10 protein-coding genes are annotated in these 14,680 nt (G+C 70.6%); 5 read left to right on the top strand and 5 right to left on the bottom strand.

Annotated features, from left to right (window positions below):
- Positions 1-190 precede the first annotated feature (190 nt).
- Together WME79_RS40395 and WME79_RS40390 are read right to left on the bottom strand one after the other, a co-directional pair.
- The gene (locus tag WME79_RS40395; RefSeq protein ID WP_437526038.1) at positions 191-643 is read right to left on the bottom strand and encodes a DNA-binding protein; all 453 of its coding nucleotides are present in this window, start codon (positions 641-643) and stop codon (positions 191-193) included.
- 515 nt (positions 644-1,158) lie between these two features.
- Positions 1,159-1,290 carry a hypothetical protein gene (locus tag WME79_RS40390; protein ID WP_437526035.1) on the bottom strand — a complete coding sequence of 44 codons (132 nt, stop codon included), beginning with the start codon at positions 1,288-1,290 and terminating at the stop codon, positions 1,159-1,161.
- Between the two features lie 1,730 nt (positions 1,291-3,020).
- Between WME79_RS40390 and uvrC the strand changes: the two genes are divergently transcribed.
- The 3 genes from uvrC (at position 3,021) to WME79_RS40375 (ending at position 8,706) form a co-directional block, all read left to right on the top strand.
- Positions 3,021-5,258, top strand: a complete 2,238-nt coding sequence (gene uvrC, locus WME79_RS40385; RefSeq protein ID WP_437526032.1) for an excinuclease ABC subunit UvrC — start codon at positions 3,021-3,023, stop codon at positions 5,256-5,258.
- Positions 5,259-5,540: 282 nt separating this feature from the next.
- Positions 5,541-6,872, top strand: a complete 1,332-nt coding sequence (locus WME79_RS40380) for a serine/threonine-protein kinase (RefSeq protein ID WP_437526029.1) — start codon at positions 5,541-5,543, stop codon at positions 6,870-6,872.
- Between the two features lie 64 nt (positions 6,873-6,936).
- Entirely contained in the window at positions 6,937-8,706 is a 1,770-nt protein-coding gene (locus WME79_RS40375) for a VanW family protein (protein ID WP_437526026.1), read from the top strand.
- 96 nt (positions 8,707-8,802) lie between these two features.
- Here the strand turns inward: WME79_RS40375 and WME79_RS40370 are convergent, their stop codons facing one another.
- Entirely contained in the window at positions 8,803-9,831 is a 1,029-nt protein-coding gene (locus WME79_RS40370) for a tryptophan--tRNA ligase (RefSeq protein ID WP_437526023.1), read from the bottom strand.
- Between the two features lie 302 nt (positions 9,832-10,133).
- Here WME79_RS40370 and coaBC point away from each other — a divergent pair, with 302 nt between their 5' ends.
- Both coaBC and WME79_RS40360 read left to right on the top strand, forming a co-directional pair.
- The gene (gene coaBC, locus WME79_RS40365; RefSeq protein WP_437526021.1) at positions 10,134-11,471 is read left to right on the top strand and encodes a bifunctional phosphopantothenoylcysteine decarboxylase/phosphopantothenate--cysteine ligase CoaBC; all 1,338 of its coding nucleotides are present in this window, start codon (positions 10,134-10,136) and stop codon (positions 11,469-11,471) included.
- On the top strand, positions 11,468-12,271 hold the full coding sequence (locus WME79_RS40360; protein WP_437526018.1) for a CPBP family intramembrane glutamic endopeptidase: 804 nt from the start codon (positions 11,468-11,470) through the stop codon (positions 12,269-12,271). The genes coaBC and WME79_RS40360 overlap by 4 nt, the downstream gene beginning before the upstream one ends.
- 22 nt (positions 12,272-12,293) lie before the next feature.
- Here the strand turns inward: WME79_RS40360 and WME79_RS40355 are convergent, their stop codons facing one another.
- Complete coding sequence (locus tag WME79_RS40355; RefSeq protein WP_437526015.1) at positions 12,294-13,043, bottom strand: YebC/PmpR family DNA-binding transcriptional regulator; 750 nt, start codon at positions 13,041-13,043, stop codon at positions 12,294-12,296.
- Positions 13,044-13,350: 307 nt separating this feature from the next.
- Entirely contained in the window at positions 13,351-14,565 is a 1,215-nt protein-coding gene (locus WME79_RS40350; protein ID WP_437526012.1) for an ammonium transporter, read from the bottom strand.
- Between the last annotated feature and the right edge of the window lie 115 nt (positions 14,566-14,680).

The following is a 14,680-nucleotide window of genomic DNA, read 5'->3' as shown; positions in this document are numbered from 1 at the left end:
CGGGACTTCCTGAGGGGCATCCAGCGGCGTGTACGGCTGCGGAGCTTGCTCCGCTCCGATGTGCGACGTCTCCGCGCCTGCCGGGACAGCTCCTGGCTCACCGCGATTTCCCCTGCTGGGTTTGCGGGAAGGCGGGGCGTCGACCTCGGTCGGTTTGGCCGGACCCTTCTGGAGAGCGTCGATGCTGGCTTCAGCGGGAAAAGTACTTGGTAGCCCGCTTCTCTCCTTTCGACGTGATCTTCTTCTCGACGAGCAGCTTCCGAATCGGGAGGGTCAGCTCCTTCGTGGTGGTGCCCAGATCCTTGGCGATCTGCTCGACGCCCTGGCCGCTGTTGCTCCGGATGTGCTCCAGGACCTTCTGCGTCATGGCGGCGAGCTCTTCCTTCGAGCGCTTCTCGCCCTTCTTGCGGGTGGGCTTCGCAGCGCGAGCGGGGCGACCGGCCGCCTTCTTGACCTCCGCAGGCTGCTGAGGAGCGGCCTTGGCCCGACCCACCTTGCGCGGCGCGGCGGCCGCAGCGACCGGCTGGCCCTCCCCTCGCAGGGCGTTGGCGACAGCCTCGAGAGCCGCTTTGCGGACAAGTCCGCTCAGCTGAGAGACGAATGCATCAACGTGGCTTTTGATCTCGGTTTCGACGTTGCTCATTGGATCTCGCGTCCCATGAATAGCTAGAGTTGTCAACTGCTGAACAGCACCTTGCTTGAAAATAATTCGAGAGGTGTCCCCTCAACGTGCGTCAAGAACCCGCGCTCGCCACCTCCCCGTCGGGTCGTGGGGTGCTGGGGGCGACCGGTCGAGCCGGACTCCAGCCACCTCGTCTCCTTGGCGATGTCGCGTCGCGAAGCCAGGCTCCGCCCCAACCCAAGAGGGTGCGATGGACAGCGCCGTGCTCCTCTCTGCACCGCGCAGCCGCTTTGGATGCCGCAGCGCGCGTGCCGTGGGCAGCCCCGTAACCGAGGGGAGCCAGCGACATTCCCATGAAGATCTGCTTTCCTGTGCTCCGGACACACGCGCCCCACCGCGCAGCGGCCGAGGCAGGCACCTGACCGAGGGACCGTGCAGGAGCCCGACCCCCCGGGTGGAGCGCCCGCGATGAGGAAAGGTGTCATGGCCGAGGTCGCCGTTCCAGTCGATCGCCGGTGAGCCGGAGCGGCAGCCTTTCACTTCTGCACTCCACCCTGCTCCGGCGGCGTAACCGTATGCCCGAGCTCTCGTCTCCCGACCGAGCCGCTCTCCGGGATCGACCGCAACGTGTCGGCCGTCGAGACGCCCTCCGGCGGTGTCGACGTCATGAGGGCTACCCCACCCACCTGCCAGGACAGCCCCCTGGCTGATCGGCGCGGCGGCCCGACGCGGTTGCTCCCACCCACGTTGCAGCCCCCAGGCCATGTCGCCTCCGGTCTGGCTGCGTCTTTTTGCGGCTGTGCTGGAGCTGCCCAGCCTCCGGCCGAGTCTCCCAAACCGCTCGCCGTGCCCGAGCTCCGACGGCCGCCCCGGCAAGCCGGAAGTCGCCCTGCGGGAGGCCACGAGGCCGCCGCTCCTGCTCAGCCGCTCATCCTGATTCAGGGGGTGACACTCGTGCTGGGCACCAGGGTGACGCTCGCCCGCGGCTCGCTCCCGCGCGAGGGGGCAAAGCTCACCGCCGCCGCCGAGGGCGACATCGATCCCCCGAGCGGGGCGGTGGTGATGGACGCTGGTGGACAGTTCGTCACTCCTCGGCTGTTCGACGCGCACTCCCACCTCGGGGGCCGCCCGACACCAGGCGCAGCGGCGCACCTGGACGGCAGCGAACGGGAACCAGACACGGGGCCGGTGGCGCCGCAGGCTCAGTTCGCCGATGCCTTCTGGCCCCAGGACCCGGGTATCGAACGGGCAGTCGCTGGTGGTGTTACGACCATACAAGTCCTTTCGGGTTCAGGCAACCTGATTAGAGGGTGCGCGGTAACGATGGAGCTCCGACCGGGCATCGGTCCTCCCATCGGCCATCCGAGCTTCCTCCGAGCTTCCTCCCAGGTTCCTCCCTGATTCCTGCCAGATGCTTCCCAGACGCTCGCCACCGTGGCGCCCGGCGGGCTGAAAGTGGCTTGCGGGGAGAGCCCGAAGCGCAGCTACGGCGGGTACAAGCGGGCACCGATGGCCGGTACGGGCAAGCTTGCTCTCCAGCGGGCGACCTCTCTCAAGGTCAGGAAGCTCCAGACGGACTGGGCGCGATGGAGCGACCGGGAGTCGCGCCGGATTGCGACCGAGGCGAAGACGCCGTCGTCCGCCAGGCCACGAAGCAGGAGCGCTCGACACCCGAGACCTCCTCCCGCGAAGACCTGCCGTCGGGCCTACTGCCTGAGCGAGGGCATGTCTCGCGTCGACGTGGGCGCGGCGCGCCATCACCCCAGTCGCCAGCGCCGCCTCCTACACGGGCGGTCGTGCGACGCGTGACGGCGGCGCACCGTGATGGGGTGGCCTCACGAGAGCCGCGGGTCAACACGCGGCGCGCGCGGCTCTCGTGATCAGGCTGCCCGCGCACGCTGCGCGGCTCACGTGATCAGGCGCTCGCGCGCGCCGCGTGGCTCACGTGATCAGGGCGCTCGTGCGCGCTGCGCGGCTCACGTGATCACGGCGCCCGCGCGCTGCGTGGCTCACGTGATCAACCTGCCCGCGTGCGCCTCGCGCGGCTCACGTGATCACGACGCGCGCGTGCGCGCGCCGATGGCAACGTGGTGCGCGCCGGACTCCCGCCCCGCCGAGCGGCGGCGATCGCCCGCAGTCCGGCCGGCGCGTTCGTGTCGCCTTCGCTTCGGCTCGAACATGGCCTCGCGAACGTCGCGGTCGGGTCGGGCGACTCGCTCGACATCTCGACCTGGGCGTTCTGCCCCGTCGCTCCGTGGCGAGCGGCGCCGCGTCACATGACGGCGTTTTTCTAGATGTAAAGGAGAACCGGCGCGGGCCGCGTCGGCCGCTCTCCACGGGAGGAGCCATGATCGCGGCGCTTGCTGCCGGCGCGCGCGACTTCTAGATCGTTCCGGCCGTGGTCAACCCGAGCGCCAAGCAGGATCCCGAAGCCCTCCTCGCCGCCAAGCTCGCGTCGCTCCCGACGACGCCGGGCTGCTATCTGTTCATCGACAAGGCCGGCGCCGTCGTCTACGTCGGCAAGGCGAAGAGCCTGCGCTCGCGCGTCCGCAGCTACTTTCAGGAGAGCGGGAGCGACGCCAGGTACTTCATCCCGATACTCCGGAAGATCGTGGCCGATCTGGAGACGGTGGTGACCGCCACCGAGAAGGAAGCGGCCGTACTGGAGAACGAGCTCGTCAAGCAGCACAAGCCGCGGTTCAACGTCAAGCTGCGTGACGACAAGGACTTCCTTTGCCTCAAGCTCGACACGCAGAAGGCGTGGCCGATGCTCGAGACGGTCCGCCGTCCCGCCCCGGACAAGGCGCGCTATTTCGGGCCCTACCACTCGGCGACGAGCGCGCGGCGGACGCTCCACCTGGTCAACAAGCACTTCCAGCTCCGCACCTGCTCCGATACCGAGATGGCGTCGCGCCGGCGCCCCTGCCTGCAGTACCAGATCAAGCGTTGCCTCGCGCCCTGCGTGATGGATGTGGACCGGGAGCTCTATACGGAGATGGTCCGCTCGGTCGCGCTCTTCCTCGAAGGGCGCCACGACGAGCTCACGGGCGAGCTCACCACGCGAATGCGGGACGCGTCGCGGGAGCTCGAGTTCGAGCGCGCCGCCATCTACCGCGATCAGCTCCGGGCGGTCGAGGCGGTGCGCGAGGCTCAGCGCGTCGTCTACGTGAAGGACGTCGATCAAGACGTGGTGGGCATCTACCGCGAGGGGACGCTCGTGGAGGTCGAAGTGATCTTGGTGCGGAGGGGGCGCGTGACAGACACGCTGTCCTTCTCGCTCCGCAACATGGAGCTGCCGGATGACGAGGTGCTCGGCGGCTTCCTGAACGAGTACTATGGCGTCGCGTCCACCACGATCCCCGATGAGGTCCTCGTGCCCGTGTTGCCCGACGGCGCGGAGGGCGTTGCGGAGTGGCTCGGCGATCGGCGCGGCCGCAAGGTGGCGCTCTTCGTGCCTCAACGCGGGCCCCGCGTCGATCTGCTCAAGATGGCGAGCGAGAACGCAGCTCACGCGTTCCGGGAGAAGCAGCGGAGCTCCGACGATCTCGAGGCCCGGCTCGAGGAGCTCAGGGAGCGCCTTCGTCTCCCGACGCTCCCGCGTCGCATCGAGTGCTGCGACATCTCGCATCTCGGCGGCGGCGACACGGTGGGATCGATCGTGGCGCTCCTCGATGGTCAGCCGGACAAGAAGCGCTACCGCAGCTTCAACGTGAAGAGCGTGGCCGACGGCGACGACTACGCCGCGATGTACGAGGTGCTCTCACGGCGCTTCCGCCGCGGAAAGGCCGCACGGCAGGCGAGCCCCGCGTCCACCGCAGACAGCGAGGCCGCCCTCGGCGCCGAAGGCGCGCCTGAGAGCCATGGGATGGAGGGCGTCACCGAGAGCGACATGATGGAGAGCGATCCGGAGGAGAGCGACGCGCCCGAGAGCGATGTGCCGGAGGGCGACGTGGCTGATGAGGACATCGGCTTGGCAACAGCGAGCGACGCTCCGCCGGAGACGGAAGGGACGCAGGTGTCCGCTGATGAGGAGCGAGAGATCGCTGGCTCGGGGGGTGATGCGTGCGATGCGTCGAAGAGCGCCGAGGCCGGCGGAGGCGAGTGGGATCTTCCAGATCTGTTCGTCGTCGATGGTGGGCGCGGCCAGCTTCAGGTGGCGCTGTCGGCGGCGCGCGATCTCGGCCTGCACGGCCTCCCGATCGTCGGTCTGGCGAAGGAGCGGGAGACGCAGACCGGAGAGAAGCTCGTCGACCGCGTCTACCTGCCTGGCCAGAAGAACGGCATCCCGCTCCGATCCACGAGCTCCGCCCTCTTCTTCCTGGCGCGCGCGCGCGACGAGGCGCATCGCTTCGCAAACCACGCACGCAAGCGGCTCGGCAAGGCGCGGCGCCTCCGCTCTGAGATCGAGGACATCCCAGGGCTTGGCAGCGCGGTGAGGACGGCGCTCCTCCGGGAGCTCGGTTCCATGGAAGGAGTGCGCCGCGCGACCGACGCTCAGATCCTGGCGGTGACAGGGGTCACCAAGCGACACCTGTCAGCGCTGCGCAAGGTCATCCCCTCTCCCGAGTCCTCGCAGCCCGACGCGCCGGCCGAGGACACCGGCGATCTCTCCAAGGCACGGGGGCTCACGCGCTGAGCGCGACCGGGCCCGCTCCGCGATGGATCGGTGAAAGATCACGCTGCGACCTGAACGGCGTTCCGGGTTGAGCGCCAAGGCGTTCTCTGCGACGATCCGAACACCAGGCGCCCGGTCGCATTCCGGGCGCACGCGGTCATTTTTCGATCAAGAGCACCACCTGGCACACCGAGCGCTTCTTGCGGACCCGCCGTAGTGGGCGGGCCGCGGCGGGCCGCGCTCGGCGGGCTCGATTCCCGGCGGGCACTGCCTCGCTCCGGGGTTACGCGGCACGTGAGCACCATGGGAGAAGTACGCGCTGGCCACACGCTCGGTCGCTATGAGCTCCTCGTCCCCATCGCGCTCGGGGGCATGGCCTCGGTGTGGGCCGCTCGAACGGGCGGCCAGCTCCCAAGGATCGTCGCCGTCAAGCTGCTGCGCGCCGAGCTGAGCGACGATCCCGACTTCGAGGCGATGTTCCTCGACGAGGCCACCCTGGTCTCGCAGATCCATCACCCGAACGTCGCGGAGACCATCGATGTGGGCGAGGAGGACGGCGTCCTCTACCAGGTGATGGAGCTCATCGACGGCGAGCCGCTCAACCTGGTTCTCCGCGAGAGCAAGGCGCGCGGCGGCCTGCCGCTCCCCTTCGCGCTCCGCATCGTGGCCGAGGCGGCCCTCGGCCTGCACGCCGCGCACGAGCTGCGCGGCCGCGACGGCAAGCCCGTCGGCCTCGTCCACCGCGACGTCTCGCCGCAAAACATCCTGGTCGGATACGACGGGTCGGTGAAGATCCTCGACTTCGGCGTCGCCAAGGCCGCCTCGAACCTGCAGCGAACCCAGGTCGGCCAGGTGAAGGGCAAGTACGCGTACATGTCGCCGGAGCAGGCGGGCAGCGAGCCCATCGATCGGCGCACCGACGTGTTCACGCTCGGGATCGTCTTCTATCAGCTCGTGACGGGCAAGCACCCCTTCCACGCCGAGAACGATCCTGCGACGGTGCGCCGCATCTGCGACACGGCGGCAGCCGAGCCGCCGCGGACCCTCGTCCCGTCGCTCCCGGAGGACGTCGGGCGCATCATCATGAGGATGCTCGCGAAGCCGAGGGACGAGCGCTTCGCCACGATGGCCGAGCTGCGCCAGTCCATCGAGCAGCTGTCGCCCGCGACGCCCGTCGCCACCTCGGATGAGCTCGCCGCGCTGATGCAGCAGATGCTCGGCCCGCGCGGCGAGCGGCGGCGAGCGGCGATCCAGGAGGCCATGCAGATCGCGCGCGAGCGCGCGATCGACTCCGACTATCCGCAGTCACAGCAGAGCTCGCCGCAAGCCGCCGCCCAGCCCGGGCGCGCGAGCGCAGAGCGCGGCGCCGCCGCGCCGCAGGGCGCTCCGCCGACGACGCCCGAGGAGGGCCACGCGCGGCGCTGGCTCGTCCCCGCGACGGTCGGCCTCGTGGTCCTCGTGGTGCTCGCCGGCGCGCTCCTCCTGCGCTCCTCGCCGCATGGCGGCCCGCCGCGCCAGCGGGGCTCCCTGCTCGTGCCCAAGGCGGGCTCGATCAAGGAGCCGCTCCTCAGGGCCGCGCGCGCCGCATCGAAGGAGCCGCGCGGCGGCTCCGATGTGACGCGGCCCGCCCCCTAGCGGCGCCCCGCGCCCGCGTTCGCTTGACGGTTCGGGCAACGCTTTTCAAGATGCCCGCCCTCGTATGGATCTTCGCCGCTCGCCGGAGCTCTGGAGGTTCGCCGCGCTGGTGGCGATCTTCGTCACGAGCGGCCTGGTCATCACCTACCTCGTGCTGCCGCCCCCGCTGGACGACGGCCCCAAGCCCCCGCCGATCCTCCGCGTGGCGCAGGTGCCGGTGCCGACGGGCGGCGATGTGGTGGCGAACGCGCTCGACCTCGTGCGCCGCTACGCCACCGGGGAGATCCGGATCGTGCTCCCCGACGGCTCGGCGCGCGCGCTCCACCGCAACGATCTCGGCGTCGAGATCAACCGGGTCCGCCTCGCCGAGTTCGTGCGCGAGGCGCTCCGCCCCGAGAGCGCGCTCCGCCGCGCGCACGAGCGGGCCGGCGATGGCGACAAGCGCGACGAGGACGCGCCGCTCGACATCCCGATCCCGCTCCTCCTCGACTCCGAGCGCGCGATCAGCAAGCTGCTCGACCTGAAGGTCGAGCTCGACGCGCCCGCGGTCGACGCGTATGTCGATCTCGAGGCGAAGCAGCTCAAGCCCGAGAAGATCGGGTATCGGCTGGACGTCTACGGGACGCTCGCGCGCATCGACGCCGCCCTCCGGGCGGGCGAGGACGCCGCGCAGGCCAGCGTCGAGACGATCGCGCCGAAGCTCGTCGCCGAGCAGCTCGGCAACGTCAAGTTCGATCAGGTGCTCGGCTACTTCGAGACGCGCTACGCGACCGGAGGGAGATCCAAGGAGAGGACGTACAACCTCAGGCTCGCCGCGTCCAAGCTCGACGGCGTGGTCGTCATGCCGGGCGAGATCTTTGACTTCAACGAGACGGTCGGCCCGCGCGACGAGGCGCACGGGTACCGCGTCGCTCCGGTCATCGCCCAGGGAGAGCTCGTCGACGGGCTCGGCGGCGGGACCTGCCAGATCTCGGGCACGCTCCACGGCGCCGCGTTCTTCGCCGGGCTCGAGATCGTCGAGCGCTACCCGCACTCCCGCCCGAGCTACTACATCAAGCTCGGCCTCGACGCGACCGTCGTCTACCCGACGATCAACTACCGCTTCAGGAACCCGTTCGACTTCCCGATCGTGCTCCACGAGACGGTGGCCGGCGGCGTCGTGCGCGCCGAGATCCTCGGGCCCTCGCGCAAGCTCACGGTCACGTACTTCCGTCGCATCGACGAGGTCATCCCGTTCGAGGAGCTGGAGCGCCCGACGCCGAAGCTGCCCGAAGGGATACGGGCGCTCGCTCAGCGCGGCATCCCCGGCTTCAAGACGACGAGCTCGCGGGTCGTCCGCGACGGCGCCTACGCGGTGCGGGAGAAGTGGAGCGACAGCTACCCGCCGACCGCGCAGATCATCCACGTCGGGAGCGGTCCGCGCGACCCCGAGGCCAAGACGGCCGACGACAATCACCCCGAGTACGTCGCGGACGAGTACCTCGTCGTCACGCAGGGGCCGGACGTCCGCACGCCGGGCGTGACCGGCCCCGAGCCGGGCGGCGGCACCGTCGAGAGCCGCGAGCCCGGGCTCACGGGCGAGCGCGGCTGGACCGAGCGCGCGGGGTTCGGCACGTTCCGCGCGAAGGGGGATGAGCGCAACGAAGGCGAAGGCGGCCGCGCGCGGGGTGAGGACGCGCCGCCCGCCGAGGGGATCGCCGTCGCGCAGGCCCCGGGCGGGGCGGCGCCAGAAGCCCGTGGCCAGCGGGACCTCGCGGGGGACGAGGCCAAGGGCGGCAAGGGCAAGAAGCGACGCCAGAACCAGAAGAAGACGACGACGAGCGACGGCGGCTGAGCGGGCGGCCTCGAACGAAGCCGACGGCGGCTGCTCGGCGGCGCTCGCCGCGAGCCGGCCTCGGCAGGCTCGCGGCGAGCGCCGCCGCCGCGGCCTTCAGCGAGCGCCGATCACCCGGCGCACCTCGTGGAGCGTCGGGCCCGCGAGCGCCCGCGCGCGCTGGGCGCCTTCCAGGAGCAGCGCGTCGACGCGGGCCGGGTTGGCCATGAGATCGGCGTAGCGGCGCCGCGGCTCCTCGAGCGCGCGGTTCAGCACCTCGAACACGGCCTCTTTCGCCTCGCCCCAGCCGATGCCGCTCTGGTAGCGGCCGCGGAGCGCCTCCGCCTCTTCGGGTGTGGCGAACTCCCGGTAGAGGTGGAAGAGCGGCGAGGTGTTCGGATCCTTCGGCTCGCTCGGTGGCGATGAGTCCGTCTTGTACTTGAAGATCGTCTTGCGCAGCTTCTCCGGCGGCAGGAAGAGCGCGATGGTGTTGTCGTAGCTCTTGCTCATCTTGCGGCCGTCGAGGCCGGGGATCACCGCCGTCTCCGCGCTGATGCGCGCCTCGGGCAGGACCAGGGTCGGGCCGTAGATCGCGTTGAAGCGCTGCGCGATATCGCGGGCGATCTCGATGTGCTGGACCTGGTCCTTGCCCACCGGCACGACATTCGTCTTGAACAGGAGGATGTCGGCCGCCATCAGCACCGGATAGCCATAGAGGCCCATGTTGATCCCGGCGTCGAGGTCGTCGCTGTCCTCGACGCCCGCGGCGCTCGACGCTCCGGCCCGGGACTCCATGTTCTTGGCGACAGCCGCCTTGTAGGCGTGGGCGCGGTTCATGAGCCCCTTCGCCGTGAAGCAGGAGAGGATCCAGCTGAGCTCGAAGATCTCCGGAACGTCGGATTGCCTGTAGAAGATGACCTTCTCGGGATCGAGGCCGAGCGCGAGCCACGTCGCGGCGACCTCGTGGACCAGGCTCCGGAGCTTCTGCGCGTCGTGGATGACGTTGAGCGCGTGATAATCGGCGACGAAGTAGAGCGCGTTCGACGCGGTCCCTGCGAGCGCGAGCGCCGGCTTGATCGCCCCTACGAAATTGCCGAGGTGCGGCGTTCCAGTGGGCTTGATGCCGGTGAGGACGGTGCTTGCCATCGTTGTCGTGTTCCTCTGAAGGAGCTCATCCCATTACGCGCTCCTGGCGGGTGATGCCACTGCCACGCCCCAAAATTCTGCCGGGTTTCTGGCTGCGCGGGCGCGTTGGCGCGTGTCGGCGCGCGTTTGCGCGCGGCGTGCGCGCCGGCACGAGCGCTCTGCCCGCAGCGCAGGCCCCGAGCAGCCGCCCGAGGCGCAGCGTGTGCCGTGTGCCGTTGTGCCGTTGTGCCGTTGTACGGTTCGCGATTTTCGTGCCACGGTGGACGCCGGATCGACCCCCGACCCACGCTGGCACCTACGCCATGTCTGGCCGAACGCCGTCATCTCTCGCACCTCGCCCAGAGGCCTCCGCCCTGCCGCCCGCTGGCCAAGCCCCCGCCAACGCGCGGCCGACCGTCGCGCTCGCCGTCTCGGGCAGCATCGCCGCGTACAAGGCCGCCGAGGTGGCCCGGCTCTTGATCCAGGGTGGCGCGCGCGTGCTCCCGATCATGACGCGCGCGGCGCAGCAGTTCCTCGGGCCCATGACGCTCAGCGGGCTTTGCGGCGAGCCGGTGCGCGACACCATGTGGGATCCCGGCTTCGCGGGCGAGCTGCACGTCGCGCTCGCCGCCGAGGCCGATCTCGTGCTGCTCGCACCCGCGACCGCCGACGTGATCGCCCGCCTCGCCGCGGGGCGCGCCGACGACCTCGTGACGGCGCTCGCCCTGTGCGCGCGGGGGCCGGTGCTCGCCGCGCCGGCGATGCACCCCCGCATGTGGGCTCACCCCGCGACGGCGCGGAACGTCGCCACGCTCGAGGCCGACGGGCGCGTGCAGCTCGTCGGCCCGGTCTTCGGCGAGGTCGCCTCGGGCGAGCGCGGCCTCGGGCGCATGGCCGAGCCGGCGGCGATTGCGGCCGCGGCGTTCTCGCGGCTCGCCCCGCGCGACCTCGAGGGGCTCCGCGTCGTCGTCACCGCGGGCCCCACGCTCGAGGACCTCGATCCCGTGCGCTTCCTCGGCAACCGGTCGACCGGCAAGATGGGCTTCGCCGTGGCGGAGCGGGCCGCGGCGCGGGGCGCGCAGGTCACGCTCATCGCCGGCCCCGTGGCGCTCTCCACGCCGCCCGGATCGCGCCGGGTCGACGTGCGCGGGGCGCTCTCGATGCGCGACGCGCTCTGGCAGGCGCTCGGCGAGGACCTGCGCGGCGCTGACGCGCTCATCATGACGGCCGCCGTGTCCGACTACCGCCCGGCCGAGCAGCACGCGACCAAGCTGAAGCGGACGCCCGACCTCGCGTCGCTCTCGCTCGTGCCGAACCCTGACTTGCTCGCGGAGATCGGCGCGGCGCGCGGGGGCCTGGCGGGCGCTGGCGGCGCCGACGGAGCGCGCTCCCCGGTGCTCGTCGGGTTCGCGGTCGAGACCGCCACGGACGAGGGGGTCATCGCCTATGCCCGGCACAAGCTCGCGAGCAAGCGCGTCGACATGATCGTCGCCAACCACGCGGCGGACTCGTTCGGCCGGGACGACAACCGCGCCACGCTCGTGACCCGCGACGCCGCCGACGCGCTCGGCGTGTTGCCCAAGCCGGTGCTCGCGGACCGTATCCTCGACCGGGTCTTGCAATTGAGATTGAGTCAGACGAGTCAGGCGAGCGCGCGATGATCTCGGGCGAAGATCGCGCCGCGGCACCTTCCGCCGCGGCTCCTCCGGCTGCCTCTGGCTCGGCCGCCCCGGCCTCGTCGTGCGATCCGCGGGCGATCGATCCGCGCGAGCCGCCGCGCTCATCGCGCCGCGAGGCAGCGCTCATCGCCGCGTCCGTCACCGTCAGCGTCGCGCTCGCCGTCTCGTTCGCGTTCGATCCCGGTCGCGCGGGCACGCCTTTCATGCTCGCGGCGCTCGGCGCGCTCTACGCCGTCCTCACGGCGATCACCGTGATGTGGCTCCGCCGGCGTGGCGAGCTCCGCGCCGCGCTCCGCCCCCTGTCGGGCGATCTCGCGCGCGGCGCCCTGGTCGCGGCGGGGCTCTACGGGCTCGCCATGGCAGTGCAGCTGCTGCTCGCCCCGCGGGGCTCGCCTCGCGAGGCGTGGGTCCTTCGCCTCTACCTCCAGCTCGGCGACCCTGAGGCCGACGCGCGCGTGTTCGCCGGCGCGCTCGTCTTCGTCATCGCCGCGCTGGAGGAGATCGTCTGGCGCGGGCTCGTCCTGCGCGCCCTGGAGGGGCCGCTCGACCAGGTCGCTGCGTGGCTGCTGTCGAGCGCGCTGTTCGCCGTCGCGCACGCCCCCACGCTCTTCCTGCTCGCGGATCCGGTGGCCGGGCCGAACCCGCTGCTCGTCGCGGCGGGCTTCGGCTGCTCGATCGTCTGGGGTCGCCTGGTGCACCGGACCGGGCGCCTGGCTCCGGCGGTCTTCGCCCACGCGTTCTTCTCGTGGGCGATCGTCAGCTTCCCGATCTGGCGGCCGTGACGGGCTCGCGCCCGCCGCGGGATCAGCCCTCGAGCTTCGCGAGCTCCTCTTCGGGGACGTCGAAGTCGGCGTAGACGTTCTGCACGTCGTCGTGGTCGTCGAGCGAGTCGACGAGGTTCAGGCAGACCTCGGCGTCGCGGCCCGCGACCTCTTTCTTGGTCTTGGGGACGTAGCCCGCGGAGTTCGACTTCACCGCGATCTTCGCGTCCTCGAGGGCCTTCACGACCGTGTCCATCACGTCGACGCTGGAGAGCACCTGCCACTCCTCTCCCTGGTCGCTGTAGTCGTCGGCTCCCGCGCCCACGGCGGTGTCCATGAGCTGATCCTCCGTCGCCGCGTCCTTCGCGAGGAGGATGATCCCCTTCCGCTCGAAGGCCCACTGCGCGGAGCCGCCGGCGCCGAGCTGCCCGTTGTTCTTCTCGAAGATCTTCCGGATCTCGGCGACGGTGCGGTTCCGGTTGTCGGTCATCGCCTCGCAGAGGAACAGCGTCCCGCCGGGCCCCGTCCCTTCGTAGAGGATCTCCTCGTAGTTCGCGCCCTCGATCTCGCCGGTGCCGCGCTGGATGGCGCGCTTGATCGTGTCGGCGGGCATCGCCTGGCCCTTGGCGTCGTTGATCGCCTTGCGGAGGCGCGGGTTGCCGTTCGGGTCTCCGCCGCCCATGCGCGAGGCGACGGTGATCTCCTTGATGAGCTTCGTGAAGAGCTTGCCGCGCTTCGCGTCGAGCGCGCCCTTCTTGCGCTTGATGGTGGCCCACTTGGAATGGCCGCTCATGCCTGTCTGCTCCGTGATGACGGGGCGTTCGCTCGCGGCGCGCGCCCAGGGGGAAGGTTCGGCGCAAGATGGAGCACCGATCGGTTCGAGCGTAGAAACCGTCAGGGCGCCGGGAGCGCCAAGAGATTGTCGAGCTCTCTTGGCGCTCTCGGCGCCTTTCGGTCCGAACCGTCCGTCGCTCTAGCGGTGCGCCCCGGGGGAGGCAACAACGACGGCACCCCGGCCGCGCGTATCCCTCCTCACCGGGAGGACGAGCGCGTCCGGGGCCCTTGCCGACCTGGGTCTGTGGCTGCCCCCCTCTGTGTCGCTACAGCGCGTAGCCGGTCTCGCCGTGCTCGGTGGCGTCGAGGCCCTCGCGCTCGTCGCTCTCGGGCACGCGCAGGCCGATCAGCTTGTCGACCAGCTTGAGGAGCACGAAGGTCACGATCGCGGCGTACAGTCCGACGGCCGCGATGCCGACCAGCTGCGGGACCAGCTGCCCCGGGTTGCCGGCGATCACGCCGTCACGGCCGGCCTCGTTCAGGGCCTTCTCGGCGAAGACGCCGGTGAGGACCGCGCCGAGGAGGCCGCCCACGCCGTGGACGCCGAACGCGTCGAGCGAGTCGTCGTAGCGCAGGCGCTCCTTCGAGACGACCGCCGCATAACACACCACGCCCGCGAGCAGGCCGATCACGACGGCGGCCCACGGCGCCACGAACCCGGCCGCGGGCGTGATCCCGACGAGCCCGGCGACGATGCCGGACGCCACGCCGAGCGCGGTCGGCTTGCCTCGCTGCGCCCACTCGACGAGGAGCCACGCCGCGCCGCCCGCCGCCGCCGCAAGGTGCGTGTCGAGCAGCGCCAGCGCCGCGAGCCCGCCCGACGTCAGCGCGCTGCCGGCGTTGAAGCCGAACCAACCGAACCACAGGATGCCCGTGCCCGTCAGGGTCATCGTCAGGTTGTGCGGCACGTGCCGCTCGTGCGGATATCCCGTGCGCCTGCCCAGCACGAGCGCACAGATCAGCGCCGAGATGCCCGCCGCGAGGTGAACCACGGTGCCGCCCGCGAAGTCGAGCGCGCCCATCTCGAAGAGCCAGCCCTTCTCCGCCCACACCCAGTGCGCCACCGGGTCATAGACGAGCGTGGACCAGAGCAGGATGAAGACCAGGTACGCCGAGAACCGCATCCGCTCGGCGAACGCCCCCGCGATGAGCGCGGGCGTGATCACCGCGAACATCATCTGGAACGCCGCGAACGCGAGGTGCGGCACCGTGCCGCGCTCCACCGTCGCGATCCCGCGCAGACCGACAAAGTCGAACCCGCCGATGAGCCCACCGTGCGAGGTCCCGAACGAGAGCGAGTACCCGATGGCCACCCACTGCACCGAGATCACCGCGAGCGCGGCGAACGAGTGCATGAGCGTCGCGAGCACGTTCTTGCGGCGCACCATGCCGCCGTAGAACAGGGCGAGGCCCGGCGTCATGAAAAGGACGAGGGCTGTCGATGCGAGGAGCCAGGCCGTATCCCCAGTGTCGATCTTCATGGCACGGGCGTAACGTGCCCAATGTTTCAACGAGGTTTCGTGGTCGCGGCAGGACGCATTTGACAGGAAGTCGGGAAATTTCTAACCCCTGATCTGGCGGCGCCGGACACCGAAT

The organism is Sorangium sp. So ce726 (assembly GCF_051521405.1).
In the GTDB taxonomy this organism is placed as follows: Bacteria; Myxococcota_A; Polyangia; order Polyangiales; family Polyangiaceae; genus Sorangium.
This window is presented reverse-complemented; position numbering and strand designations above follow the sequence as displayed.

Excerpts from the sequence above, each read along its gene's own strand:
- WME79_RS40350 (WP_437526012.1), bottom strand. The coding sequence starts at position 14,565 with ATGAAGATCGACACTGGGGATACGGCCTGGCTCCTCGCATCGACAGCC.
- WME79_RS40380 (WP_437526029.1), top strand. The coding sequence starts at position 5,541 with ATGGGAGAAGTACGCGCTGGCCACACGCTCGGTCGCTATGAGCTCCTC.
- WME79_RS40395 (WP_437526038.1), bottom strand. The coding sequence starts at position 643 with ATGAGCAACGTCGAAACCGAGATCAAAAGCCACGTTGATGCATTCGTC.
- WME79_RS40375 (WP_437526026.1), top strand. The coding sequence starts at position 6,937 with ATGGATCTTCGCCGCTCGCCGGAGCTCTGGAGGTTCGCCGCGCTGGTG.
- WME79_RS40355 (WP_437526015.1), bottom strand. The coding sequence starts at position 13,043 with ATGAGCGGCCATTCCAAGTGGGCCACCATCAAGCGCAAGAAGGGCGCG.
- WME79_RS40360 (WP_437526018.1), top strand. The coding sequence starts at position 11,468 with ATGATCTCGGGCGAAGATCGCGCCGCGGCACCTTCCGCCGCGGCTCCT.
- WME79_RS40390 (WP_437526035.1), bottom strand. The coding sequence starts at position 1,290 with ATGACGTCGACACCGCCGGAGGGCGTCTCGACGGCCGACACGTTGCGG.
- WME79_RS40370 (WP_437526023.1), bottom strand. The coding sequence starts at position 9,831 with ATGGCAAGCACCGTCCTCACCGGCATCAAGCCCACTGGAACGCCGCAC.
- coaBC (WP_437526021.1), top strand. The coding sequence starts at position 10,134 with ATGTCTGGCCGAACGCCGTCATCTCTCGCACCTCGCCCAGAGGCCTCC.